Raw genomic sequence first — 24,160 nt, 5'->3', positions numbered from 1 at the left:
GCTTACTCAAAGACCTCGGCGACGGGCCTCATCGGCCATACCGAGTCCACAGGCTAATAAGGAGATACACAATGAAGCGCACAGCACTCACTGGATTGTTCCTCACCGCTGCCCTGTTGGGTTCCCCGGCGTTCGCCGCCGACGACCTTTGTGGTGCCAACCTGCAGACGCTGAAGGATGCCCATACTTCAGCCAATGCCAACATGTCGGCCGACACCAAAGCTGAAATCGAGAAAACCCAAGAAGATGCGACAAAGGCTCAAAAAGCTGGCGACGAAAAAACCTGCGTTGAACTGACCACCAAGACCATCACCAAGCTGAAAAACACTGGCTCGGCCAGCGAAGGCGCCAAGTAATCCGCGTTTCGGCCAGCCCCGCGGCTGGCCGAAAACGGATGCGTCAGAAGGTCGACGCGAGGAGCTCATTGGAGTACACTCCGCGGCCTGACTGCGAAAGCAGTCACCTGGGGCCGATTAGGATTCGACGCCGGTGATGAAACTTTAGGTGCATGCCGACTTGGTAACAGAAGTCGTAAATCCACTGTTGCAACTTTCTATAGTTGCCAATGACGATAACTACGGTGCTCAACTAGCTGCGTAAGCAGCCTAGCCCGCACTTCTGGTAGCTTCGGCTCCAGCAATCATTAGGGGATGTCTGTAAACCCGAAGTGATTGTCATATAGAACAGAATCGCCGTGCAGTACGCTGTGGACGAATCGGCTAAAACTTACACAGCTCGCCCAAAGCACCCTGCCCGTCGGGTCGCTGAGGGTTAACTTAATAGACACGGCTAAGCATGTAGGACCGACAGCGGAGTACTGGCGGACGGGGGTTCAAATCCCCCCGGCTCCACCAAATTGTCAAAAAAAGACGTCTACGGACGTCTTTTTTTGTGCCTGTAACCCGGTAAATACGCGGCTTCCAGCGCTTTTTCGGTCTTCTGAGATTTTGTGAGCTCCAGACATTCGGTATTCCAGTACGTCCGGTGCTAATTTTTGGAATATTGAATCAGTGCCTGAGGAGAGTCTCATCCCTGCCCCCCGCCTATCCGATCGACAGCTCAAAGGAGTCAAATCTGCGTCCAAGGATCACCTCCTAACGGCCGGTGACGGCTTGCAGCTCCGAGTATGCAGCGACGGCTAGTTGCTGTTGAATTTCAATTACCGTAAGCCGGTGACTTAAACCTAATTAAAATGGGCTTCGGTACCTACCTAGAGCTTTCGCTGACGAACGTCCGAAAGATGGCAGTGCAAGCCCGCGAGCTCCGGTCAAATTCGGTTATTCAGTATCTACGAAACTAGGGACGACTCACTTGACGCAACTGCCACTTGTTCACTAGCTCCTCCGCCATTTCCGAGTCGACCAAAGGCGGGGAATGGGGCCTCGCTTGGATGATAGCGCGTAGTTCATCAGGTGTAATGCAGTCGAATGTGTATCCTACTTTTATACCACGGCCTTTTTCCAGCTCTCGCTTCATAGCCGCCACAACATTGAAGCACCCCATGCAAATATGCCTTTGAGATCTCCAAGTTTGGCTATGTAGGGTCGGCAAGTGAGTATGAAAGCTGATTTTTCCTTTTTTATAACTTACAACTTCATACTTAGAGCGCTCACAAACTGGGCATCTCCAACTATCCGCAAGCTCTGCCCACATCCGAGCACATCCCGGCAGCGACTCTATAATAACTAAGAAATTTGGGGGTGGTTTGTCTCCCGGACGCGACTCTTCAGTGCGCCATCGACTGTAGTTTGACGAGTATTTAACGGTGCTTTTTGCCATTTCACGAACGAGCGCCTCACCGCTAACTAACTCCAGTCCGTTATATCGCTGGAATCCATTGGACAGAGTAGGCACCGCCATTACTTCGCCTTGATATCTTTCAAACCAATAGTCCTGTAGTACCGCTGCCTTTGCCACTTCGTATACGAGGTTCATTCGCGCAACGTAAGCGGGGCGAACGAGCCCCCAGAGTTCTAAAAATCTGGGCACATCTATGCTATGTGGGGCGTGCTCCCGAATGATGATGAAACGACGAATTTGCCCAATAGAGAACGACTGCCATTCGATCTTACGTCCAGCATTCGAGATAATCTTCTTTGCAGCAGCATCTGCATTATTACAATCTTCGCAAACCAAAACTGGAGGGTAAGCTGAAAGCGCAGGTGCCATCCGTTCAACTAGTGCTAAGCCGGTACTGGTGGGCTTGTCCGTACCACTCACAACAAACACCTTATTAAAGGCAGCTTTCAGTGCGTCAGCCATATGATCATGATGCTCGACTAACTTCGCTAAAATTTGCCTCTTACCACCAATTCTCGAAATTTCAAATTTGCCTCGATCGCAACATGGGCACTTCCAGGACTGTGCTGTTTCGACCCAGTTTCTATTCATCTCAAATAGATCAACTCCATGATGAGCTTGAATTTTTCGCGACAGCGGCGATTCGACACCATCAAGCGAATCTATCGAGCCATCAGCGATCCCTTCAATTGCCAACCTCAGAGCAATCTCTCTTTTTTCTTGAATAATTTCCGGGGATAACTCGTTCTCCTTGGCCCATACGGCCAAGGCATACTTAGGACTTTTTTGAATCAGCGTTTTCCTGTCCTCCGCAGCTTTATCGTGGTCCCTCACAAACGACTCCTGCCATCATTTATTTGAAATTCTTACACTCGTCTCGATGTCTGTACAACCTTCAATTGCGGCACAGGGTGTAATTTGACACACGCCCTTCGGGCCCAGCTCAGAACCCCGCCCAAAAAGGGCGAAGAATAGAAACCTACCACGCCACCAGTCCTGCCGGTAAAATCTTAGAAGCCGCCTTCAATTTTCGTATCGGGCAGTTACAGCGTCAGGTATCCCGATCTCAGAGCCCTTTCATCTGCCGACACAAGCCATAATGGCGAGTAGTCCCGGAGTCGCTGAATTCCGAAGGCTCGAGTCAGGAATCTGCCCCCACTAGAGCCGGTCTATACCAACAACGAGCCAGGAAAACCCGGGGCACGTTGAAGCTGCCATTCAATTTGTCGGCGTGCTGTGGAAATAATGTCTGTAAACAATAGGCAGCTGACCCCAGGTTCAAGCTCTCGGGTCGGGAAGCCATCAATCCGCCCTCCTATTACTAGAACTTTTATTGGCTTAGCGCTATACCCGGTAAGCTCATGCCGGTACCGAGTTGCTTGCTGGTAATCCGCAAAGCTCAAAGGATGCGCGGGACGCTTAAACTCGATCAGTAAGAACTCCCCCAGCAGGCTTTCATTCAACAGCAAGTCTGGACGGGTCGTGCCTTGCGCTCCGGAGTACTTCTGTTTCAGCAGTTCCTCAATCTGCCGTTTCAAAGTGATATTGGAGCTAAAGATCGTGAATGCAGCACCCAAAATCCAAAGATTTACTTCTATAGCTTTGTGTACCGTTGACTCAAGGCAGCCTTCATTTCGGACTAGGCGCTCCAAGTCATCCAAGAACTGCAATCTGGCTTTAGCTTGGTCGACCAGAACGGCCATGTCGGCAAGGCCAAAGCTCTCCAGCGCATCAGCAAGGTTAACGATATCGCCGCGATTTGCTTCAGCGAGATGCTCGATGATAGAGCGGTATTCAGTACGTTCTACGGCCTCAAGAACGACAAACGCCAGAGCCTGTACCTTGTGGGCAGGTTCGTCGTAATACTTTTTCAAAACCTTCTTTATTGCTCGATCTGCAAACTCGCGCTTGTGCTGGGGCAGTTTTTCCAATCGGCCGGCGACCGCTTTTTGCAAGCGAGCATGCGCCATCCGCATTTCCATACCGTGTGTAGAGCGGAAAGCCTCAACCAAATTTGCCTGCACGAAGGTGACGATCTGTAGGTAAGCCTCGCTGTTTTCGATTACCGAGTCCCAACCGGCAGTTACATAGTCCATCAGCCCGTCAGCTTCGACCTCGCCATACAGCTTTCTCAGCAGACGAGCAGGAATCTCATCACTGTTCTCCAAGCCAAAATAACTAGGCTTACCGACTGCCTTTCCTTCCACCATCAAAGTAATGCCGGGGCGTCTCAGACCACTTTTCTTTTTGCTAATGGCAAAACGAAGAGTTGCATCCCCCGCATCAGGAAACGTACCTTGCACCTCAGTGAACTCGCCTTCAAGATCGTCAATGCCCAGCGGTTTACCATTGATGATAATTTTGAAGTCCTTCTGCCGACCGTACTCCATGATCAGTTCTTGGCGTAGTCGATCAGCACTTGGGTAACGTAGCCCTTGGCGAAGATGCGTAAGTGTTACGCAGGTTCCATGATCTTCGGAGCCGCATTCGCTCACGTCTAACGGTAGCGTCAAGTTTTCGATGTCAGAGGCCGACTCAAGGTCCTGAATACCGAGCGTGAACGAAATCTTTTGGCCTCGGGCCATTGTGGTGAGACACATCACCGAAGCGGACATCAGCCCAGCAAATTTCCCGATCCCTTTCTTACCTTTGATCGGACGCCTTTTTTTTGATGTACGTCCATCAGTCCGCATCCGTCGATCAGATGCAATTTTCAGATAATGAGACTCAAGCTCCTGGCGAGTCATCCCGTTTCCATCGTCGTGCACAACAATAGGGCCATCGGTCAATGGCTCAGGTAGCTCTATTACCACCTCTTCTGCATCTGCATCCCATGCGTTATCAACTAACTCTTTAAGAGCTTTTTCTGTGGTTGAGTAATCTTGGCTGAGCAACGTTGCCAGTCGGGAGTCAACCTGAAAATTTGCTTGCTGCATCTCACAATCCATCATGGAAGGTTGTAGGTCCCGAGCACATCAACGACATGCACGAAAGATTATTCCCGCTCATTCTACACAAGAGCGCCCTACAGACACGTAGTTGACGCGGGGTAGGCCGGAGGCCTTGAAAACAGTTAAGCGGGTAAAGGGAATCGAACCCTCGTTATCAGCTTGGGAAGCTGGTAACAAGGGCAGATTTTTGTGGTCTTTTTATAGATTGACTGAAGTGCAAAGCAATAAATTAATCACTACCTTCGATGAGTTCACGTGGGGGCAACGTCTTGGCTTCAAAGCCATCCGTAAACTGATCAACTACAGCGGTACCAAAAAAATACTCTGGGTTGTACCAGCGACGATGTTTTGCGACTGCATCAAGTGCAAACCGATACGCTAGCTGACGTTCAATGTCCTTTGTGGCTTTAGAAAACATATCCACAGTAGGCATCCAATCGTATAGATATCGGCATTCATCTAGCACCAGCATGTCCATAAACATAGGAGTGTCTTTTGACTTGTATGACCATCGAAGTGTTTTCTCGATATTTACATGATAGGGTGTAGCAACCTGTCTAAAAAGAGCTTCTATTGATTGGTGGAAAAGTACAAGATCGCAAAATTGATGGTAGTCGAAAATCTTATGTGAATTGTACATGCTTTTGAATTTTTCTGATAAATATTTGCTTTGCTCTGGACCTTCAGATAACAAGTATGAAAGGAGCTTAAGACTGTCAACTAGCTCTTTTTTACTTCCTTTAATGTCGAGCTGGGCGAGAAACTGATCAGAATAGTTTGAGAACTCTTCATCCTGGAAAATAAACTGAGGGTAATTTGAATCCTTATCATTTAAACTTTTATCAAGCGCAGCGAGCGTCCAAAGAAGTGGATACATTTCAGGATCGACGATTACATCCCCTCCACCATCATCCTTGTCGAAATGGAAAAGACTTTCGAGGGATTTTCTGAGAGGAGCCATATCCCGAATATCAAAAAATTTACTGAACAAAGAGTTGTGCTGAGGAAACCTATTGTAAGGGGAGATTAAGCTGGCGTGATCTATTAGCAGGCGCGTAACAAACTGCCCATAGTAATAGTCAAGGTTTTTCAATACAACTTGATGCCATTCATTAGGATCGAGGCTTTGAGCTATGGGTCCTTCAGTGAAATCATTTTCGCTATCTTCGCTCTCTATAAAACTTTTTGGATACAAATAGCATGCAACTAGCTTAGCGAGTAAGGCTCTACCAATTGGGTCCTGAGCTTCAGTTGGTAACGAAAAATTCGTAATCAAAACACTAGGCGAATTTAATGAGTGCTTTGCAAGCACTCTTGTTAAGGCTGTAAGTGTTTTTTGTTTTTTCCCCCTGCTTGGTAAAGGGCCACAGAAATCCAAGTATATTATGTCAAAGCGCTGGGGTGAGGCTTCGACAAAAGCGTCAAGCCCTCCATTGATTATCTTAATAAAGGGAAATTCCGAGTTTAGTGCAGAAATAACCGCTTCGCTGTATGTGGAATTTTCAGACTCAAAGGCCCAGATGTTTTCTGGAAGAAGTCCGAGACTGCAAAATACCCGTAAATCGTTTTCTGGGTTAGGTCCTGATAAATATGCAACCTTGAGATTTTCTGGCTTTCTGGATTGTGTTATTGAGTCATAAAATGATTCCCATCTTTCAATCGTCGATATCGATAGTTTCTTGGCTACAATGGAATCAAAAGAATTATCCTTATTAAGGATATGCTGCTTTACGTCTCGGACGTATGAGCGCCGCGCTAATGTTGAGTTGGTTCGGTTTTTTGTCAAAGCTTCAACTGCGCTGCTGATAACTGAGTGCCTTGCTTTATTTTTTACAATTTCCGTGTAATTTGCCATTTTGTGCTCTCTCCGTACCTTGTTGACGATTCCATAATTGGCAGCTTTATTATAATAATGCTAATAATAAAATTGATGCTTATTTATAACTTTAGCTAATAAGCTTTTTAAAGCTTAATATAAGTTAACTGGTTTTATTTACTAAAGTTTTGCAAGGGCACACGTTTGTTAACAACCTTGAAACCATAATAGCCTACCGCCATCATGCCGTCCACTAGTCACATAAGAGGGAACGGACGATTCAGCATGAACGAATAATCCGAAAAACTGGTAGGAAAAATCGGAACCGCCACAGCTCCGTTAAAGGTCTTGGGAGGCAGTAATGACGGACGAACGTCTTTGTGAGGTTCTGGGCGGAGGTTGATTAACTCCCGGTAATACACCCAAGCTTCAGCCTCACGAAGAAATATATATAAATACCGCCTTCGCCTTTTGCTGGAACTCTAATCTGCGCGCCGTCGTTGCCAAATCAACGACTGGATTTGACGATCCGTTCAACATAGGTGAAGCAGCTGCCACTGTCATGGTGGCTGTGCGTGGAAGGCCTCACGGCCTGCCGGGTTGTTCCTATGTTCCGGTTCGTCAATCCACGCACAGCTGCCGCCCTGATCGTTTGACGACGGTCGCGGCGGTCGAAGACAACATAGGAGCTTCACAATGAGCCACAGCCCACCACTCCCCCGCTACATCCCTCTCACCCAGCCAGGCCTGGACAACCCCGTTTTCCTGCTGGACTCGGAAGCGCCATTAAAAGACCTGCAAGCCTGCGCGGAGCTGCGTGTCAGCCTTGTTACGCGCTTCCTCGATACGCTGATCAACATGAAGCCCACCGACGCGGATGAAACCGATCTGGTGAATATCGCCAGTACCGCTCACCTGCTGATGCTGGAAGCCTGCGATGTGCATCGGGTGATCGAGAAGCGTCTTTGGAGCTCTGGCGAGACGGTGTTCAGCGGTTGTGAGCTTGAACGGCAGTCAGCATGACCATGCATTTTCAGTGGTGCATTTGATTGAAATGGCGCGATGCAAGATGGAGGACGCAGTGAAGTTCAGCCACAGCGCCCCCCCCCCAAAAATCCAAGTTAATGCCATAAATCAATAAGTTGCCGAGCCAATTCAACTTACCCCGGTTGACCAAATTAGCTACATAAACAAGGCACTTGGCGGATACCGCAAGTGCCTCATTTGCGCGTGAATGGGTATTTGATCGGGGCTTTGAGGAGCAATGGAAATCAAGGCTGTTACCGCCCCGCACGCAGCTATGCCGCTATCAAGGCGCGGCATCCTTCGGTAATCCTGTCTGCGGATCCAACCCCTTGGCTTTGGCCATGCTGGCCATTAACGTCTCCGACGGAGCTTCGTGCGGTGCGAGTTGCTCTTTCTTCCACTGAAAAGTCCCGTCCCATTCGGGCAACGCTGCAGGCGGCAACGGCACAATTTGATTCAGTTCGGGCACGCGCGGGTCGAAGTTTTGCTCATCGATCAAGAAAATACGGATCTTCTCGTATCGTTCATAACGCGCGGCGTCACTCTTCATTCCTAGTGTTTCAGGCCCGCTCGCTTTCTCGTTAAAAGCATCCACAAGTCTGGCTGCAGCAGCAGTTTCACCCATCATTACTGCTTGCTGGAATCCCGCCATCGCTTCGGCGTAGTGCCGGTCTTTGGCTTGTTTGATGGCAAGCTCGTACATCGCACCACCGTGTCCTTGCTGGGCGGCACAGCGGTAGAGCGGCAACGCGAATGCGATGTCCTTGGCCTTCGCACCGAATGCCTTGGACATTGCGATCGAGTTGACGTCGAGATACTCGGCCAGTCGGTGCTGCGCCTGGGCATTGCCCAGGTCCGCTGCCTTGCGATACAGGGTTAATGCCTCGGTAAGATTCCATTCCTGGGCATACATAGCGGCCTGGAGCAGGTAGCCTCGAGACGGATACTGCTGTGTGAGCAACGTCGCCAGGCGCTCGGTCTCTTTCTGGCGATTGCGGCGAAGCTCAGTGACAACACCATCGTAGCTGTCATCGATCAACTTCCACTGTAGGGACCTCAATGCCTCGGTCGCATCGGCGTTTCCATACGCGGACGCGATACGGTAATAGCGACTGATGCGGTTGAATTCATCGAGACTCCCACTGTTGTAATCCCCCTCGCGCATGTATTCAAGATGGCGTGCATAGAGGAATAATCGTTGTGCATCTGAATCCTGAGGCACGACCGAGGGGCCCGTATCCTGCGTGCACACGAAGTCTCTGCGTATACCGCTGGCCTCGATCGGCGATTCCTTTCCAACGGTCACGTTAGACCAAATCGCTAGCAACGATGCAAACAGCCCAGCTTGTATAACCTTCATAGGAGCATTCCTTTCCATCCTTTGGTTTTTTTGGTCGATCTGAATGGGGCCGCTATTCCAGCCTTCCACCGTGTTCCCTAGCGTGCTTGATGTCTCTCGACGGCGGGGCTCCGAAACGTCGGGTGTATTCGCGGCTGAATTGGGCGACGCTTTCGTAGCCGACCCGTAACGCGGCGGTGTTCACGTCTACCCTGTCGGTCAACATCAGGCTGCGCGCGGCTTGCAGCCGTAACGACTTTTGATATTGAACAGGGCTGGTGCCGGTCAGTTTGCGGAAGTTGTGATGCAGAGTGGAGCTGGCCATGCCTGATCGTTCGGCGAGCTCGGCCACGTGAAGCGGCTTTTCGTAATGGAGTTTCAACCATTCAATGGCTCTGACGATGCCTTTGTCTCGATGACCATCGCGGGTGACACTGCGCAACCACTGGCCCGCACTGCTCAGCAGCAGTCGGACGCATATCTCTCGCTTGATCAGGTCCGACATCAAGCCAGCCTCAAGTGGCTGCTCGATCAGTGTGGCGAGCCGGGTGAATGCGTCGAGCATCTCGCTTGATGCCATTCCAGATGCGAAGCCCCGCGCTTGAGAAGGCACGTCCTGTTTGGAAGGTGCCTGCATCTGGATGACTTCGTTAAGCAAGGCCAGGTCGAGCTTCAGCACGATGGATAAATAAGGCGTCTGCTCGCTTGCCGCTGTCACGCGAGCCAGTGTCGGGATGTCGACCGATGTGACAAAGAACATTCCCTGCCCAAAATCACAGGCTTCTTCACCGAACGTGATTTCCTTCGACCCTTGCAGAATGATTGCCACGCAGGGCTCATAAATGCAGTAAGTGGGCGTGCCCAATTCAGCCATTCGGTAGAAGGTCAGGTCTGGAATCGACGTCTTGCAGATCTCGTTGAGACCGATCTGCCGGGTGACTTTTTCGACAAGCCGTCCGAGTGACTGGAGACGCTCGTTGGGCTCAACAGATTCGCGCGGGCTAAGGGAATGCGCATGCTCGAAACCGAATTGCGAGATAGAACCGCTCGTCATCACCTGCGCCCCAGTTAACGGAAGGTTCGAGTCTGCTGAGAGTGCGTGCCCAGCACAAGCGTATCGGCAGGATTATGCATAAACAATGGCGATTTAGGGTCACTCGCCTGCCCCTCGTTGCTCTAATTTCTATCGCGAATATCGGCTTCGATGAGCCCGTAGAACTTAAGCCGCGAACGGAGAGCTGTATGGACAGACGAGATTTTCTTACCTATTCGGCAGCGGGCGCAGTAGCAGCCGCTTTGTTACCGGCATCGAGTATCGCCAGTTCGCTGGCTGCAGCGCCTGCGCCCTCCCCGCTGACGGAGCGCGGAAGCGTTATGCGTACAGAAGGGCGGATTGTGCGCGCAGACCTGCCCCTCAATTCGCCCTCGCACAAAATGCGTTACATGACCCCGCAACGCTTCGGTATGGGCGGGACGCAGATCGGCAATATCTTTGCGCCCATCAGTGACGAGCAGGCGGATTCGGTTTTGCAGGCGGCCTGGAATGCCGGCGTAAGGCTGTATGACACCTCGCCGTTCTACGGGTTTGGCCTGAGTGAATATCGTCTGGGCCGTTTTCTGCGCGGCAAAAATCCAGCCGATTATGTGATTTCCACCAAGGTCGGCCGAGTGTTGACGGCGGCGGGTGGCGTGCGCGCGGATCATGCCATCTGGAAGTCACCCGCGCCCTTCAACTATCGGTATGACTACACCGCAGCGGGTACGCGTCGCTCTGTGGAAGACAGCCTGCAGCGATTGGGTCTGCCGCGTATCGACATCGTCTTTATCCATGACCTTTCGCCCGACAACACTGAACTGGAAGGCGGATGGGAGGCGGCGTATCAAGTGGCGCGCACAGGGGCCATGGTTGAACTTGAAAAGATGCGGGCCGAAGGGTTAATCAAGGCATGGGGCTTCGGTGTGAATACGCCGAATGCTGTGGTTCAGGCGATGACCCGCGATGATCCGACGCCGGATATCGTGCTGCTCGCCTGCCAATACTCTCTTCTCGACCATCGCGATGCGTTGCGTAACACCTTGCCGGCCTTGAAGAGGAAAGGCACCAGTGTCGTGGTCGGAACGCCCCTGAATGATGGGTTCCTGGGAGGGCGCAGCCGGTACAACTTCAGCCCGGATATACCCGCTGGTGCGATCGAAAAGCGTGCGCGAATAATGGCGGTGGCCAGTCAACATGGTATCGACATTCACACGGCCGCCTTGCAGTTCGCTGCAGCGCATCCGCAAGTGTCTGCAATCATTCCGGGGGCGCGCTCGCCGGGGCAGATCATTGCCAATGTGCAAGCGATGAAGGTCGGCATTCCCGCAGCCTTCTGGGAAGACCTGAAGAGCCAAAGCCTGATTGATGCTGAGGCGCCGGTTCCGTCCTGAGTCAGGTAAACCCACTCCCCACTAAGATCCGCTCCAGCATTGCACCACCCGCCCCCGACGGCCGTCGAAATAGCCAGCAGCCCTGCGCGGCCTCTTCAACTCAGGGTGTTTCTGCGCTCGGTAAATAGTACACGTGTACTATTTTTCAGGCTGAGGACGGGGCGTATAAAGCTTCATCAAGTGACTGATCTAACAGCCGGAATCTACTGACGCGTTTTAACATCGCAAGATGAAAGTGGAATTCTTGATTCAGGTCACCACGTGAAAAATCATGAATAACCCGGCGCTAACAACAAGCCTGTCGCGGGTTAAATATTGATTAACGGAGTCAGGGTATGAAGTTATTAGGTGTCGCGTTGTTGGGGGTCATGCTCTCCGGGTGTACAAACTCTCCGCTGGGGAATCTGTTGTATAACCAGCGTTTTCAGACGACTGAGGATGTACAGGCCTCATGGGTGGGATCGTCGGCAGATGATTTGGTCATGTCGTGGGGGACGCCGAAAAACAGCTATAAGATGGCGGATGGTTCCAGCATGCTGTCTTATGAATATCTCTGGCTTGCAGGTGCCGGCGGGTATAACCCAAGGTATGTCTGGTGCGTTCAAAGGTTTCTTGTCGAGGGGGGTGTCATCACACGGTGGGGCTTGTCCGACGGCTGTCCGGTAAGACCTGAAAATGCCAAGTCGATTCCTGATACTCCTGTTCCCAAGCCGACGTTGTAATCGCGTCGCCCACGCTGACTCTTAAAAGAAGGCCGTCACCGAACCTGAGTAAATGCCCTGTCTGTTCTCGACGCGGGCAGTGCTTCGCATCAGGACCTTCTCGCAGTTCCAATCGCCTGCCGTATCTCCCGCACATCACGCGCAGGCGACGCACCGAACTGCCGTGAATACTCCCGACTAAACTGCGATGCGCTTTCATAACCCACAGCAAATGCCACGTCAGACGCGCGATGCTCACCCGCCAGCAGAAGCTGGCGGGCTTCCTGCAATCTGAGTTGTTTCTGATATCGCAGGGGGCTGAGGCCTGTCATGGACAGGAAGTGGCGATGCAGGCTTGCGCGGCTCATGCCGCTGGCACCGCACAAGGCGTCGATGCGAAGTTGGACGTTGTAGTTATCGCGTATCCACGCAACGGCTCGGCGGATACCACCCAGTGCGCCATCGGGTTGGGCGATCTGGCGCAGCAGTCGTCCTTGGGGACCCTGCAGGAGACGATAAAGCAACTCCCGTTCGACCATGGGGCCGAGCACCGGGATGTCGGTGGGCGTGTCGAGCAATGACAATAAGCGCAGCAAGGTGTCTCGCAGCGGAGCGCTCATCGGGTTTATGGCGATGCCAATGCCTTTTTGTTCAGTCTCGCGAACCGCAGGCATGGTCGCTGCCAATTCCGCCAATATCGCCGGGTCGAGCACGAGCGATACCGCAACGTAAGGCTGCCCATCCTCAGCATCCAGAATCTGCCCGATCAAGGGCAGGTCCAGAGCGCTGATGAGGTATTGCTCGCTGTCATAGCTCAGCAGTTCGTCGTTAATCGCAACGCTTTTCGAGCCTTGCAGGATGAAGCAGATCATTGAGCGATACAGGCATGGTGCCTTTTCTGTAGAGCCTTGCCCCACGCAGATATCCACACGCGGAACCGGTGTGATAGTCAGGCCCGGAGGCGCGTGGCGCAGGGCGATATCGAGGTGCGGCGCAAGCTCTCTGTTCATCGGGCGATTATGCCTGCGCCCGGTCATCGCGCAATACGATTGAGACAATCAGGCAATGAATTGAGCTTATTGGGCGTGGGTGGCGCTGCTTTACTTGCCTATCTTGAGCGGGTCAAAACCGCGCCGAAAAGACGCGCCTGAAACTCAGCAGAGAACACTCATGACTCACAAGATCGCACTCATTACCGGCGCCAGTCGTGGCCTTGGTCGCAACATGGCGCTGCACCTTGCCAAACGTGGCGTTCACATCATCGGCACCTATCGCAGCGGCGTCGCAGAAGCCGAATCGCTGAAGCAGGAAATCCAGGCAATAGGCGGCAAAGTAGCGATGCTGCCGCTCGACATCACCAACACCGCCAGCTACCCGGCTTTTGCAAGCGCTGTAACGGAGACGTTGAAGACCGGGTTCGGCCGCGAGCGCTTCGACTTCCTGGTCAACAATGCGGGCAATGGTCTCTTCGCGAACTTCACTGACGCAACCGAAGACCAGTTTGCCTCACTGGTCGCTACCCACCTTCGCGGTCCTGTTTTTCTGACGCAGAAGCTGCTGCCACTGGTTGAAGATGGTGGTCGCATCCTGAACGTTTCGTCCGGCTTCGTGCGCTTTACGTTGCCGGGTTACAGCCTCTATGCGGCGGTAAAGGCCGCTGTCGAGGCGCTGACCCGTTACATGGCAGTAGAACTGGGTTCGCGCCAGATTCGGGTGAATGCGATTGCTCCGGGCGCCATTGCCACTGATTTTGGCGGCGGTGTAGTGCGCGACAATAAAGACGTGAACGCCTATGTAGCACAGGGCATCGCGCTGGGCCGTGTCGGTCTGCCGGATGATATCGGCGGTGCAGTCGCAGCGATCCTGTCTGACGACATGGCGTGGGCTAACGGGACGACGTTTGATATTTCGGGTGGGCAGTTGCTTTAGTCGCAGCGGCATTACCCCCTGCCCTCTCGCCGCCTTTTACTTGAAGCGAGCCTCCATCTCCTCGAGGCTCAGGGCATTCTTCTCGTCAAAGGCGGCCCGGCGCTCAATGGCTACACGCTCGATGCGATGGTCTTCAAGTTCGTCGCTGGGAAATGCTGAAACCGCCATAGCCTCATCCTGAACACTCCGACTCCCCAACCGCTCATAAAACCGCAACAAATACCCATCCGGATCAGCTACCACAAACTGCCGATTCCCGTTCTCCTCTGCGCCCACCCGATACCAGCGATCCTCCATAGGCAGGAACAATTTGATGTGGTGTTCGGCGAGCGAGCGAAGCAATGGCTCAACAGATGGCACTCGAATCTGGACATTAAGGCCCCTGCCGAATGGGTAATGATCTGCTTGATGGCCTTGCTCGAATGTTCTGCCTTCGCCGATCTGGTCGATCATCAATTCTGCGTCGCCTAATGCCAGGTAGCAGAAGCCCTCCTCGGGGCGCTCGTATTGGCAGGTGAAGCCGAGGATTTCGCAGTAGAAGCGCTTTGAAGCGCGCCAGTCAGAAACTGAAAACTCCGGAACGAGGGCATTGCCCATGGTGAACCTCTCTCACTAATCGCTTCAATCAAGCATCTTAGAGGTCACCCCAAAAAAATAAAACAATATGACTTTAATAGACTAACAAAATAACAATATTTAATAACCTAGCGATCCCGACAAATCCGCTCACTCCCCCTTTTCGACCGACAAACCGCGCTAGGCTGGGCGTGGCAGTGGGGCTATCGTACTCGGCGGTCGGTAATTCTTAACCCCGCCCCGTCATCCAGGCTTTAAGAACCTCTGTTAGGCTTGGCCCGACCTTTCAAGGAATCGCCAATGAAATCCCGCTTTAAAACTTTGGCTATTTTGCTGTCACTCGTGCTCTCAGGATGCGATGAGTCAACCGAGATGTCTTGCCCCGATAACGGTGAGCAGTTCTGGCTGCAATCACTGGATGCTTATTTTTTACGGCACCCTGAGCAAGTGAAAACAATACCCTACGAACTAAAGCCGGGGGCATCGTATGACTCCAGAACGAACTGGTGGACAGTGCCGTTCGACATCGGGCAGAAAAGGCTTAAGGCTTTGATGAACTGTGAGGGCCACATTGAGATCAGCGGGCGCAAATCCTGAAGGCACAGAACGCAGCATCAGGCAAAGCCCTCGCAGTATCGAGCTACGCCGTCAGCTCAGATGCGGGTTAGGTTCTTCCCCACAAGAATCCTGATAACCGCAACGGAGTGAACGACATGCGCACATGGCTAAAAACGGTTTTTCGACTTCAAGCGGCTGCCCTGCTGTCTGTGTTTTTAACGGGCACGGCATGGGCGACTGACAATGTAGCGCAGCCTTCAAATGCGGAGTTGGTCCGCCAATCGTTTGTGAATTGGCAGCAAGGCAAAGGCAACACCTTCGACCTGTTGGCGCCTGACGCTGAGTGGACCGTCGCGGGGCCCAGCCCTGTTTCTGGCCTTTACAAAGGCAAACAGGACTTCCTGGAGCGAGCTGTAAAACCGATCAGCGCGCGGCTGGCCAGCCCGGTCAAACCTGTTGTTCTGAGCATTGTTGCTGAAGGCGATGTGGTGGTTGTGCTGTGGAACGGTGAAGCGACGGCACTGGATCAGCAGCCGTACAGAAACAGTTACCTGTGGCACCTGACGTTCAAGGATGGGCAGATCACGCAGGCGAAGGCATTTCTGGATACGTATGTGTTGAATGATTTGATAGAGCGGGTGAAGCCGGAGGCTTGAAAGCTTCACCATTTGCCAGACAGGCTCCCGACCAGAAGGCAGATAGGTAACTCTAGATACATCTTTTTCTTTGCCGGGAAAAAGACTCCAGAGCGATCATCCCCTGAAGAGCCACCGGGAGACGAAAATGCAGTATCCAATGTGGATGAAATGGGGCGAGAGCTGTTGGTCAACGAGACCGGCTTACCCAGCTAGAACAAACGATTCCGCGGATACGGTGTGGAGCGTTCTGGTGATTGGGATGGTATGGGCAAAAGATGGAGTGATCATGAATATCCGTCCGATTCGAACAGATGAAGAATACCGGGAAGCTCTCAAAGAAATCTCCCCTCTGTTCGAGCGCGAGCCTGAGCCTGGAACCGCCGAAGGTGATGCATTCGAGGTCATGATTACCTTGATCGAAGCCTATGAATCGAAGACGTTCCCGATTGATTTACCGGACGCAATTGAGGCGATCAAATTTCGTATGGAACAATCCGGGCTTACAGCAGCAGATCTGGTGCCTGCCATCGGCAGAACCAATCGTGTTTATGAAGTGCTGAACCGGAAGCGATCACTGACTCTGCCAATGATCTGGAAGCTCCACGACATGTTTGGCATTCCGGCAGAGAGCCTGATACGCCCTACAAGCGCAGCTTGACCGTCGCTGTCGTTTAGCTGCTGGAATGGAATGCCGGACTGCTGGCACTCCAAACATTACGTCGCTTTTTCTATCCCCTTCCCGCCCGTTTTGGCCCACTATGGTCGGCTTACTAACCGCCCTCGACCCGGTCGATGGTTTTGGAGCGCGTAATGACACAAGAAAGGCTGGACCTGTTACGGCTGCCAAAGCCTATTCGTGGGCCTATTGATAAGCTGCTTCGCTCTCTGGATGCTGCCAGCACTCGCGAAGATGTCGAGAGCGAGGGTGAGCTGCAGATTGCTTTTATCCTCGGGCTGGAAACCGCCAAGCGTTTGCGGCCGAGTGATGTTGAAGCGCTGTATATGATTTTTGATGATGCGGTGCAGGCAAGACTGGAAGCGTTTGGGCCGCAGAAGTAGGCGATTGCCGCAACACGGTCGCCTCTTCGCCCCAACGCCGCGCGCCATCAACACCACCTATCTCTGAATTGAAATGCTTTTTTCCCTGCAGGAGATTGCTCCGTGCCCCGACACAGGGCTGTCGCGAAGCAAACATTGGACCTGTAGGAGCTGCCGAAGGCTGCGATTGCGGTGTGTCAGAACAAATGTCTCGCAGCCTTCGGCAGCTCCTACAGAAAATGCATTTCAAGCCATTAGTTTGCATTTTGTCTGATGAGCGCGCTTGCCCGCGATTCGGTATGTCAGTCGATAAACATATCGCCTGTGCCGTCGCAATCGCGGGCAAGCGCGCTCCTACAGGTTCCCCGCTGCGCAAAAGCTGGGCTGTTACTTAACCAACTCAATCTTCTTCACAAACACCAACATCTCGTCCTCTGCGGGCCCGGCGATGCGTTCTTTGTTGGGCTCGCTGGCCACGGTGACTTTGACATTCCTGCCTGCGATGTTGGGCAGCAAGGTAGCCTCCCCTTCGTCTTCAGCGATAAACCACGAGCCGCATTTGCCATCGCAATAAGCCGTGAAGCGACGGCCGTCGTTGAGCAGAACAGTGACGGCGTGATCATCGATACCGCTGCCGGAAATCAGCGCACCCTGAAAGGTTTCAGGTTTTGTGAGGGCGAACGTGCAGAAGTCCGGCGCGGTCCCGTCATCGGCCAACATTCCGCAGCCGCGCTCGACTTCGCTGTTGATCATTTCGCAGCTATTGGCCACGTTGCACGGTGGTCGGGTTGCGGGCGATACGCTGATGCATTGCTTCACGAGTAACGCCGAGCGCTTATCACCGATGGCTTCAGCGCAGGATTTGTCTGCTGCATTTGCCTGAAAGGCGCCGAGCACGCTGAACAGAAACAAGAACATCAGGCTTTTTGTTTTCATGGTTTTTCCTGGCGACAGGTCGGGTATCGATGCTCGGAGTATTGCAGAGGGCGGCCGCTTTCACACAGCTGACTAAGAGCCCTCAGCCTTTCTTCTTGTTCAGGCTTTTCAAACGCTGACTGGCGCGCTGCACGGCGGCCATTTTCTCGGGGCGATTCATGCGACGCCATTTGCGGATATCTTCCTTGTTTCGGCCGCAACTCACGCAAAGATCACCGCTGAGCTGGCAAACCGAGGTGCAGGGATTTTCAATGTCCTTTGCCACGCTTCAACCCCGCGCCAGACGTTGCTGCCAGTTGCCGCCATTGGCACGCTGACATTGTTCTTCGCTGTCGAACTGCACCCGCTTGCCGACATCGGCAATGACGATATCGGCGTCTTCGAGCGCCTGGGCAGTCAGCTCAACCATGCGTTCACGTTGGCCACTGGCGAGGGCCTGGTCTTTCTGGATGTCTGTATCGAAGATCCACACCACGCGCAGGCTGGCAGGAAAAGCTGCGTAATCCACCTCGTGGGTCAGCCACGAAAAGCCGACGATCTCTGCTTTTGCGGTTTCGCACGCCTCGGTCAGGGTAGACGCCAGGCGACGCTCGATACGTGCCTGATCGCGTTTGCTTAACGGCGGCATGACGGGGTCCTTGGATGAATTCGATAAGACGGCAATCATACGTTACCTGGCAGCGTCATCCATAAGCACTGAGCGTTGTAGGATCGGTCTCGATTTCCGCCAACGCCGCCCGCTGGGTTGTTTACGGGAAATCGCTTCTCTAATCTCCCGCCCGTCGCTGCACATCAGCGACCGGGTTTAGTCGCCTGATACGTATAAATCTTACGCGTCCCGCTACAGGCATGTACTGACCTGCTTAATGGCGGCTGTATGCGGGGCACTTTCGAGTGCGCCGATTTTTATGCGGTCGGTCGACTAACCCTCATACAGCTGCCACCCCTTCACGAGTCCTGAAGGTTGCAGCTACCCGGTTACGCATAAGGAGATCAACACGGTGAAGAACAACCCGACCGAACTTTGCACCCTTAACCGCTTCTTTTCCGTGCGCACGGACATCAGCCAGGAAGACGTCCTCTTACACACCTCCGACCTGCTGCGCTGCGCCACCAGCACCGCTTACGAAGCCGCCGACAACCTGCACGGCGCGCAACGCGACCATGCCATGTCCGTGATGCATCTTGTTGAAATGGCTCAGGCCATGGTGGATGGGTTGCTGGATCGCAGGCAGGCTGAATGTGTGAGTTGAAGGTTCGTAAGGTGCGAACAGAATGACTGATACGTGGACTCGGTAGCCTACTGACCTCTCACATTTAACGGCTATTTTCCTACGCCAGCCCCCGAACTTTTCCCACTCGAAACCCTCGAACCTGACGCTTTGTTTTCACATTTTTTTCACAAGGAGTTGAAAAGTGTCTATTCGTTTTGTATCCCGCCTGTTGAAACTCTCCGCCCTCACCACTCTGCTGGCCGCGCCTTATGCGATGGCAGCGACGGCTACCGACCCGATCTTCACCGCTGGTTTGCTGGGCAGCTACGGTGATTTCAAGCTGGAAGGCGGCAGCGAGTCGGATAAAGAACACATGCCGCAGGGCGGTCTGTTTTTCAACTTCGGCAACAAGCTGACAGCCGAGTCGGGCTTTATTTATCAAGCAGGTGTTGAGGCCAGATACGGAAAGAAGAGCGACAACAAGCTCAAGGAAGGCCAGGGTGATGTAGACCTGGGCTGGCGTGCGGCGCTGGATGCGCGCAATTTCGTTGATGTGATCGTCGGTGGTGGCTATGGCTGGACGCGTTACGAGCCGGACTCTGATGAGTTCGACATCGAAATGACCGCCCGCTCGCCGTTTGCCAAGGCCGCGCTGGGTTACAACCACAAGTTCGACCAAGGCACGATGCGTGTCGAGCTGGGCGCGCGTCGCACGATCAACTCCGACACCTACATCAAGGTCAATGATCTGGGCAGCGACACGGTCGACCTCAAGGACCGTACCAACCCTTATGCCGAAGTCAGTTTCCTGATGAACCAGAACGGTTCGCTGCCGCTGACGGCGGGTGTTTATTACACCCGCACCGAGTACAAGCTCGATCAGGACTCGGATGTGGCCGACAACACCAAACTCAAGCGCGATGAATATGGCGTGAAGGTTGGTTTGGCGTTCTGATGTAATGGCTTCATGCTTTCCTGCGGGTTCAACTGAACCCGCAGGACCGGGTTTAGCCGGTCCTACAACGCCGACAAATGCGCGGTGTCATCTCCACAAGGTCTGGCGATCAATGGAACCAAGACAAAAGAACTGCGAGCACTGTGGTGCTGTAAACCAGTGGGTAAATCCAGGCCTGTCGCGCGAGTGTGTGAGTTGTCATAAGGGCATGGACTGGACACTGGATATAACGTGTCGAAACTGCAGCAAGCACAACAAGGTGCGGCCCAACGGGGTAAAGGAAGCGAAGTGTCTGCGTTGCCATAAGCCGCTGATCTGGACGTTGCACCCCGAGCTATACACCAAGAAACGACTACCATTGGCCGCGCGCGTGCTGCTGGGGGCGCTTTCCTTGTTTCTTATAACGATCATGATAAAAGCGCTGATTTATCAGGAAATAGAGATCTTTTATCCGGGCAGGCACGGCAATTCCTCGTGGTTTTACTTTGCAGGTCGGGACATGATCTGGCCGGTGGCTTCACTTCTCTCCTGGGCCGTTAGCGCGTCAGCCCCAATCGTCAATCATTACGACAAGAGGTTTAACGAGCGGAGCTATCGGAACCTGATCATCTTCAGCCTCGTCACAGGGTTTGTCCTGCATCTACTGTCTATCCCGTTCGGAATGAAGTTGGCGTAGAGTGTTTTTGCTGAGGTGAAGCGCGGGCTGTCATGTCAACCAGGGGATCACGGCTTGCTGGATCGGGGGGCAGCCACCCTAGGTCGAAGAGTGCTCCCCTTCACAACTACCTTTCCTTATGATTAAAACCGGTTTGCACTTCCTGAACCCAAGCTGAACAACTACTTTATTAATCACCCCGGCAAACCGGCGCCTTGCTTAATACTTTGGTAATAGCATCTTTATCAACAATAAACATTCGCATTACAGGTCGGCGAAAACACTAACAAAATCAACCGTGAAAAGAACTTAAAACTGACGTCAAAAAAATATTTATATTCACTCAAACACTTGACTATCTTCGTGATTGAATTTACCAATCACCACTCCTCTGAAATTTCTTGCATACAGTGACCTTTTTTAAGATCTTAGGCTTAAGAGTGATGGCACATGGACATTAAGTCATTCAGCCGTTTCTGACCTTACTTACAGGTGAACTCATGTTCATGAGAAATTTCAAACTAACACCCAGAGCGTTGCTCAGTTTTGGCGCTATCTGCCTGCTGATGCTAGGCCTGAGTACCCTCTCGCTGTACAAGATCAGCGAGGTTCACAAATCCACCGTAGAGCTGGAAACCGATTGGCTGCCCAGCATACGCCAGGCGGGCAAGATAGACGCCACGCTACTGCGCCTGCGGCTTGAAGCGTTGCATTACACCGCTGACGGGGACGACAAAAAAGCTGCGTCGATCATCAAGATGGGTCAGTTGAAAAAAGAGCTGGATGAACAGGTAAGCGGTTACGCCGGGCTTGTATCCGATCCAGAAGAACAGCGTCTCTACAACGATGTCATGCAAGGCCTCAAGCGTTATGAAGAAACACTGGATGTATTAATTGCTCAAAGCGAAACCCGTTCAACCCAAGAATCCACTGTTTATATCAACACCGTCACTGTACCGCTGGCGACTGCTTTGCAAACCTCAATCGATAATCTGATCAGTGTGAATGATGCCGGCGCCACTCAATCAGGCCTTGTCGCGCAAACGCAATACGACCAGGGTTTTACGTTCACTATTGCGATCATGATTGGCACGATTATTCTGTCGATGTTTATTGCCTTTCTCTTTACCCGCAGCATCAGCGCACCGGTAAAAAAACTGGTGCAGTCCATCAAGCAGATATCAGAAGGTGACCTGAGATCTACCGTCGAAGTGTCTGGCAAAGATGAACTAACCGAGTTGCAACTCTCGACCGATGCCATGCTTCAGAGCCTCAAGAGCACGATTAAGCATATCTCGGACTCTTCCGGTCAGTTGGCAGCGGCGGCGGAAGAAATGAGCTCCATCACCGAAGAATCGCTGTCGGGTATTCAGAAACAGAACATGCAAACCGAACAGGCCGCGACGGCCGTGAACCAGATGACAGCGGCCGTTGAAGAAGTCGCACGTAACGCAGTGGCCGCTTCGCAATACACACAGGATTCGGAGAAATCCGCCGCAATCGGTAAAGATAAAGTCGCGGAAACCATCAAATCGATCAAACAACTCAGCCAGACCGTGCAGCAAACCACCGTTGAAATCGAAGGCCTGGCGACGCAAACCCAGGACATCGCCAAGGTGCTCGACGTTATTCGCTCGATTGCCGAACAGACCAACTTGTTGGCCTTGAACGCCGCCATTGAAGCCGCGCGCGCAGGTGAACAGGGCCGAGGCTTTGCCGTGGTCGCTGACGAAGTTCGTGCACTCGCACATCGCACCCAGACCTCGACCCTTGAGATCGAGCAAATGGTCAAAGGCATTCAGACAGGTTCAGGCAAAGCGGTGCAGGCCATGGTGCAGAGCAACAGTGAGGCCGTCTTGACGCTAACCATCGCGCAGGAAGCCAATATCGCCATCGGCGACATCGCGTCGGCAGTATCTGACATCAACGAACGCAACCTGCTGATTGCCACGGCATCCGAAGAGCAAGCGCATGTGTCCCGGTCGGTGGATCAGAATCTGGTCAGTATTCGCGATCTGTCCATCCAGAGCTCGTCGGCCGCCAGCCAGACCTCCATTGCCAGCACCGAGCTGTCGAAGCTGGCCGTCGGTTTGAACAGGCTCGTCTCTCGATTTGCCCTGTGAGCTGAGCGCCCTGCCATTCGTTGCGATTGCCGTATATGGTAGGGCGACTCAGGGCGCAGGTTAAAATTTCCATGGCCACCGAAACCAAACGCGACTGGCTGGTGCGTGCGCCGCAGTCGCGCAAGATGGAACGAATCGAAGCTTACTTCAGCGGGCACGGCTACACGCCGCATCGTCACGACACTTACGCTATCGGGCGCACGCTGGCCGGGGTGCAGAGTTTTCATTACCGCAACGATTACCGTCACAGCCTTGCAGGCGGCACCATGGTTTTGCACCCGGACGAAGTCCATGACGGGCAAGCAGGGACCGATGCGGGCTTTCATTACCGGATGTTCTACATCGAGCCTTCGCTTATACAGCAGGTCCTGGGCGGTAAGTCGTTGCCTTTTGTGGCGGGTGGCCTCTCCAGTGATCCGCGCCTATTTGCAGCGACCAGTGCGTTGCTGCAAAGCATGGAAAACGCCCTCGACCCACTTGAAGAAGAGGACGCCATTTACGATCTGGCCCAGGCGCTGGACGCTGCCGCCGGGAATAAACGCGGGCGGCGAGCGCTGGATTACACCGCAGCCGAACGGGCGCGAATGTACATTCATGACGCGCTGAATCAGGTGATCACGCTGGACGATCTGGTAGAGGCCAGCGGTCGCGACCGCTGGAGTTTGTCCCGGGATTTTCGCGCGCTGTATGGCACCAGTCCCTATCGCTACATTACTCAGCGTCGTCTGGCAGAAGTGCGTCGTTTGCTGCTCGCGGGCCAGCCGCTCAGCGAGGCCGCGCTGGCGTGTGGGTTCTTCGATCAAAGCCACATGACGCGCCAGTACAGTCAGGCATTTGGCATCTCTCCCGCACGCTGGCTGAAGATGCTCGGCCGACACTGACAAGGCCATCCAAAGCTGCACGATCGTGCAATACGGTTTATTTGTAGCTCGCTAAGGTTGGTGCTTCTGAATCAACCGAGAGCACTGACCATGGCCAGCACCTGTTCTGCCCCGCCCTACTCCGCAGTTAACTTCGCCGCCAAATATGCGCTGTTCACTGAACAATGGACGCCGAAAGTTGTGGCGGAAATGAACGACTATCAGTTCAAAGTGGTGAAGATCCAGGGCGACTTCATCTGGCACTCTCACGCGGATACCGACGAGACTTTCATCATTCTGGAAGGCGAATTGCGCATTGATTTTCGCGATGGTTTTGTCACGGTAGCAGCCGGGGAGATGTATGTCGTCGGCAAGGGCATCGAGCATAAACCCTACGCCGAGCGGGAAGTGAAACTGCTGCTGATCGAGCCGCGCGGAGTGCTGAATACCGGACATGAGGAGAGCGGCCGGACGGCGGTTAATGATGTGTGGATTTGATTTAAGTCGCTGACGAAACGTCTTAACGCAGAAATGCAAAACCTGTAGGAGCGCGCTTGCCCGCGATTGCGTCAGAACGGACGAGATATTCATCGACTGACAGACCGAATCGCGGGCAAG

Annotated in this window: 25 protein-coding genes and 1 other RNA gene; 16 read left to right on the top strand and 10 right to left on the bottom strand. The window is 53.1% G+C overall.

What is annotated here, in order from left to right:
• Window positions 1–71 precede the first annotated feature (71 nt).
• Window positions 72–356 (top strand): hypothetical protein, encoded by a 285-nt coding sequence (locus KDX30_RS12170; RefSeq protein ID WP_122395594.1) that lies wholly within the window; start codon window positions 72–74, stop codon window positions 354–356.
• A gap of 109 nt (window positions 357–465) precedes the next feature.
• Window positions 466–854, top strand: a transfer-messenger RNA (tmRNA) gene (gene ssrA, locus KDX30_RS12165).
• A 442-nt stretch (window positions 855–1,296) separates the two neighbouring features.
• Here ssrA and KDX30_RS12160 read toward each other — a convergent pair.
• The 3 genes from KDX30_RS12160 to KDX30_RS12150 all read right to left on the bottom strand — a co-directional run bounded on the left by KDX30_RS12160 (window position 1,297) and on the right by KDX30_RS12150 (window position 6,606).
• The gene (locus KDX30_RS12160; RefSeq protein WP_231675952.1) at window positions 1,297–2,634 is read right to left on the bottom strand and encodes a hypothetical protein; all 1,338 of its coding nucleotides are present in this window, start codon (window positions 2,632–2,634) and stop codon (window positions 1,297–1,299) included.
• A 335-nt stretch (window positions 2,635–2,969) separates the two neighbouring features.
• Window positions 2,970–4,736 (bottom strand): ATP-binding protein, encoded by a 1,767-nt coding sequence (locus KDX30_RS12155; RefSeq protein WP_231675947.1) that lies wholly within the window; start codon window positions 4,734–4,736, stop codon window positions 2,970–2,972.
• Between the two features lie 244 nt (window positions 4,737–4,980).
• Window positions 4,981–6,606 (bottom strand): hypothetical protein, encoded by a 1,626-nt coding sequence (locus KDX30_RS12150; protein ID WP_231675942.1) that lies wholly within the window; start codon window positions 6,604–6,606, stop codon window positions 4,981–4,983.
• Between the two features lie 657 nt (window positions 6,607–7,263).
• On the opposite strand from KDX30_RS12150, the gene KDX30_RS12145 reads away from it, so the two are divergent.
• Window positions 7,264–7,590 carry a hypothetical protein gene (locus KDX30_RS12145; protein WP_231675932.1) on the top strand — a complete coding sequence of 109 codons (327 nt, stop codon included), beginning with the start codon at window positions 7,264–7,266 and terminating at the stop codon, window positions 7,588–7,590.
• A gap of 286 nt (window positions 7,591–7,876) precedes the next feature.
• Here the strand turns inward: KDX30_RS12145 and KDX30_RS12140 are convergent, their stop codons facing one another.
• Window positions 7,877–8,953 carry an SEL1-like repeat protein gene (locus tag KDX30_RS12140; protein ID WP_231675930.1) on the bottom strand — a complete coding sequence of 359 codons (1,077 nt, stop codon included), beginning with the start codon at window positions 8,951–8,953 and terminating at the stop codon, window positions 7,877–7,879.
• Window positions 8,954–9,005: 52 nt separating this feature from the next.
• Window positions 9,006–9,986 (bottom strand): AraC family transcriptional regulator, encoded by a 981-nt coding sequence (locus KDX30_RS12135; protein ID WP_231675923.1) that lies wholly within the window; start codon window positions 9,984–9,986, stop codon window positions 9,006–9,008.
• A gap of 188 nt (window positions 9,987–10,174) precedes the next feature.
• Here KDX30_RS12135 and KDX30_RS12130 point away from each other — a divergent pair, with 188 nt between their 5' ends.
• Window positions 10,175–11,359: an aldo/keto reductase gene (locus KDX30_RS12130; protein WP_231675915.1), complete on the top strand. Its 1,185-nt coding sequence runs from the start codon at window positions 10,175–10,177 to the stop codon at window positions 11,357–11,359.
• Window positions 11,360–11,694: 335 nt separating this feature from the next.
• Window positions 11,695–12,081 (top strand): hypothetical protein, encoded by a 387-nt coding sequence (locus KDX30_RS12125; protein WP_231675907.1) that lies wholly within the window; start codon window positions 11,695–11,697, stop codon window positions 12,079–12,081.
• An 89-nt stretch (window positions 12,082–12,170) separates the two neighbouring features.
• On the opposite strand, the gene KDX30_RS12120 is transcribed toward KDX30_RS12125, so the two are convergent.
• Complete coding sequence (locus KDX30_RS12120) at window positions 12,171–13,070, bottom strand: AraC family transcriptional regulator (RefSeq protein WP_231675905.1); 900 nt, start codon at window positions 13,068–13,070, stop codon at window positions 12,171–12,173.
• A 160-nt stretch (window positions 13,071–13,230) separates the two neighbouring features.
• On the opposite strand from KDX30_RS12120, the gene KDX30_RS12115 reads away from it, so the two are divergent.
• A complete protein-coding gene (locus KDX30_RS12115; RefSeq protein WP_231675898.1) occupies window positions 13,231–13,989 on the top strand; it encodes an SDR family NAD(P)-dependent oxidoreductase in 759 nt (252 codons plus the stop codon).
• A gap of 36 nt (window positions 13,990–14,025) precedes the next feature.
• On the opposite strand, the gene KDX30_RS12110 is transcribed toward KDX30_RS12115, so the two are convergent.
• The gene (locus tag KDX30_RS12110; RefSeq protein ID WP_231675892.1) at window positions 14,026–14,586 is read right to left on the bottom strand and encodes a bleomycin resistance protein; all 561 of its coding nucleotides are present in this window, start codon (window positions 14,584–14,586) and stop codon (window positions 14,026–14,028) included.
• 279 nt (window positions 14,587–14,865) lie between these two features.
• Between KDX30_RS12110 and KDX30_RS12105 the strand changes: the two genes are divergently transcribed.
• The 4 genes from KDX30_RS12105 (at window position 14,866) to KDX30_RS12090 (ending at window position 16,820) form a co-directional block, all read left to right on the top strand.
• Entirely contained in the window at window positions 14,866–15,162 is a 297-nt protein-coding gene (locus tag KDX30_RS12105; RefSeq protein ID WP_231675890.1) for a hypothetical protein, read from the top strand.
• A gap of 116 nt (window positions 15,163–15,278) precedes the next feature.
• Entirely contained in the window at window positions 15,279–15,779 is a 501-nt protein-coding gene (locus KDX30_RS12100; protein WP_231675888.1) for a nuclear transport factor 2 family protein, read from the top strand.
• Window positions 15,780–16,047: 268 nt separating this feature from the next.
• Window positions 16,048–16,419 (top strand): helix-turn-helix domain-containing protein, encoded by a 372-nt coding sequence (locus KDX30_RS12095; protein WP_027901419.1) that lies wholly within the window; start codon window positions 16,048–16,050, stop codon window positions 16,417–16,419.
• A 152-nt stretch (window positions 16,420–16,571) separates the two neighbouring features.
• On the top strand, window positions 16,572–16,820 hold the full coding sequence (locus KDX30_RS12090; protein ID WP_027901418.1) for a hypothetical protein: 249 nt from the start codon (window positions 16,572–16,574) through the stop codon (window positions 16,818–16,820).
• A 366-nt stretch (window positions 16,821–17,186) separates the two neighbouring features.
• Here the strand turns inward: KDX30_RS12090 and KDX30_RS12085 are convergent, their stop codons facing one another.
• The 3 genes from KDX30_RS12085 to KDX30_RS12075 form a co-directional block, all read right to left on the bottom strand.
• The gene (locus tag KDX30_RS12085) at window positions 17,187–17,735 is read right to left on the bottom strand and encodes a hypothetical protein (protein WP_231675886.1); all 549 of its coding nucleotides are present in this window, start codon (window positions 17,733–17,735) and stop codon (window positions 17,187–17,189) included.
• Window positions 17,736–17,817: 82 nt separating this feature from the next.
• Window positions 17,818–18,000, bottom strand: a complete 183-nt coding sequence (locus KDX30_RS12080) for a DUF1289 domain-containing protein (protein WP_027901417.1) — start codon at window positions 17,998–18,000, stop codon at window positions 17,818–17,820.
• Window positions 18,001–18,003: 3 nt separating this feature from the next.
• Complete coding sequence (locus tag KDX30_RS12075) at window positions 18,004–18,363, bottom strand: hypothetical protein (RefSeq protein WP_231675884.1); 360 nt, start codon at window positions 18,361–18,363, stop codon at window positions 18,004–18,006.
• 373 nt (window positions 18,364–18,736) lie between these two features.
• Between KDX30_RS12075 and KDX30_RS12070 the strand changes: the two genes are divergently transcribed.
• The 6 genes from KDX30_RS12070 (at window position 18,737) to KDX30_RS12045 (ending at window position 24,040) form a co-directional block, all read left to right on the top strand.
• A complete protein-coding gene (locus KDX30_RS12070) occupies window positions 18,737–18,988 on the top strand; it encodes a DUF6124 family protein (RefSeq protein ID WP_231675882.1) in 252 nt (83 codons plus the stop codon).
• A 169-nt stretch (window positions 18,989–19,157) separates the two neighbouring features.
• Window positions 19,158–19,904, top strand: coding sequence for an outer membrane beta-barrel protein (locus tag KDX30_RS12065; protein WP_231675999.1), 747 nt, complete (start codon window positions 19,158–19,160; stop codon window positions 19,902–19,904).
• A 112-nt stretch (window positions 19,905–20,016) separates the two neighbouring features.
• Entirely contained in the window at window positions 20,017–20,580 is a 564-nt protein-coding gene (locus KDX30_RS12060; RefSeq protein WP_231675873.1) for a hypothetical protein, read from the top strand.
• Between the two features lie 479 nt (window positions 20,581–21,059).
• Complete coding sequence (locus tag KDX30_RS12055) at window positions 21,060–22,682, top strand: methyl-accepting chemotaxis protein (protein ID WP_231675866.1); 1,623 nt, start codon at window positions 21,060–21,062, stop codon at window positions 22,680–22,682.
• Window positions 22,683–22,753: 71 nt separating this feature from the next.
• Entirely contained in the window at window positions 22,754–23,563 is an 810-nt protein-coding gene (locus KDX30_RS12050; RefSeq protein ID WP_231675861.1) for an AraC family transcriptional regulator, read from the top strand.
• A gap of 90 nt (window positions 23,564–23,653) precedes the next feature.
• Entirely contained in the window at window positions 23,654–24,040 is a 387-nt protein-coding gene (locus KDX30_RS12045) for a cupin domain-containing protein (protein ID WP_231675844.1), read from the top strand.
• Window positions 24,041–24,160: the final 120 nt, after the last annotated feature.

Origin of the sequence: Pseudomonas quasicaspiana, assembly GCF_021147825.1 — a bacterium.
GTDB lineage: Bacteria > Pseudomonadota > Gammaproteobacteria > Pseudomonadales > Pseudomonadaceae > Aquipseudomonas > Aquipseudomonas quasicaspiana.
This window is presented reverse-complemented; position numbering and strand designations above follow the sequence as displayed.

Excerpts from the sequence above, each read along its gene's own strand:
- KDX30_RS12170 (WP_122395594.1), top strand. The coding sequence starts at position 72 with ATGAAGCGCACAGCACTCACTGGATTGTTCCTCACCGCTGCCCTGTTG.
- KDX30_RS12155 (WP_231675947.1), bottom strand. The coding sequence starts at position 4,736 with ATGCAGCAAGCAAATTTTCAGGTTGACTCCCGACTGGCAACGTTGCTC.
- KDX30_RS12150 (WP_231675942.1), bottom strand. The coding sequence starts at position 6,606 with ATGGCAAATTACACGGAAATTGTAAAAAATAAAGCAAGGCACTCAGTT.
- KDX30_RS12145 (WP_231675932.1), top strand. The coding sequence starts at position 7,264 with ATGAGCCACAGCCCACCACTCCCCCGCTACATCCCTCTCACCCAGCCA.
- KDX30_RS12140 (WP_231675930.1), bottom strand. The coding sequence starts at position 8,953 with ATGAAGGTTATACAAGCTGGGCTGTTTGCATCGTTGCTAGCGATTTGG.
- KDX30_RS12135 (WP_231675923.1), bottom strand. The coding sequence starts at position 9,986 with ATGACGAGCGGTTCTATCTCGCAATTCGGTTTCGAGCATGCGCATTCC.
- KDX30_RS12130 (WP_231675915.1), top strand. The coding sequence starts at position 10,175 with ATGGACAGACGAGATTTTCTTACCTATTCGGCAGCGGGCGCAGTAGCA.
- KDX30_RS12125 (WP_231675907.1), top strand. The coding sequence starts at position 11,695 with ATGAAGTTATTAGGTGTCGCGTTGTTGGGGGTCATGCTCTCCGGGTGT.
- KDX30_RS12120 (WP_231675905.1), bottom strand. The coding sequence starts at position 13,070 with ATGAACAGAGAGCTTGCGCCGCACCTCGATATCGCCCTGCGCCACGCG.
- KDX30_RS12115 (WP_231675898.1), top strand. The coding sequence starts at position 13,231 with ATGACTCACAAGATCGCACTCATTACCGGCGCCAGTCGTGGCCTTGGT.
- KDX30_RS12110 (WP_231675892.1), bottom strand. The coding sequence starts at position 14,586 with ATGGGCAATGCCCTCGTTCCGGAGTTTTCAGTTTCTGACTGGCGCGCT.
- KDX30_RS12105 (WP_231675890.1), top strand. The coding sequence starts at position 14,866 with ATGAAATCCCGCTTTAAAACTTTGGCTATTTTGCTGTCACTCGTGCTC.
- KDX30_RS12100 (WP_231675888.1), top strand. The coding sequence starts at position 15,279 with ATGCGCACATGGCTAAAAACGGTTTTTCGACTTCAAGCGGCTGCCCTG.
- KDX30_RS12095 (WP_027901419.1), top strand. The coding sequence starts at position 16,048 with ATGAATATCCGTCCGATTCGAACAGATGAAGAATACCGGGAAGCTCTC.
- KDX30_RS12090 (WP_027901418.1), top strand. The coding sequence starts at position 16,572 with ATGACACAAGAAAGGCTGGACCTGTTACGGCTGCCAAAGCCTATTCGT.
- KDX30_RS12085 (WP_231675886.1), bottom strand. The coding sequence starts at position 17,735 with ATGAAAACAAAAAGCCTGATGTTCTTGTTTCTGTTCAGCGTGCTCGGC.
- KDX30_RS12075 (WP_231675884.1), bottom strand. The coding sequence starts at position 18,363 with ATGCCGCCGTTAAGCAAACGCGATCAGGCACGTATCGAGCGTCGCCTG.
- KDX30_RS12060 (WP_231675873.1), top strand. The coding sequence starts at position 20,017 with ATGGAACCAAGACAAAAGAACTGCGAGCACTGTGGTGCTGTAAACCAG.
- KDX30_RS12055 (WP_231675866.1), top strand. The coding sequence starts at position 21,060 with ATGTTCATGAGAAATTTCAAACTAACACCCAGAGCGTTGCTCAGTTTT.
- KDX30_RS12050 (WP_231675861.1), top strand. The coding sequence starts at position 22,754 with ATGGCCACCGAAACCAAACGCGACTGGCTGGTGCGTGCGCCGCAGTCG.
- KDX30_RS12045 (WP_231675844.1), top strand. The coding sequence starts at position 23,654 with ATGGCCAGCACCTGTTCTGCCCCGCCCTACTCCGCAGTTAACTTCGCC.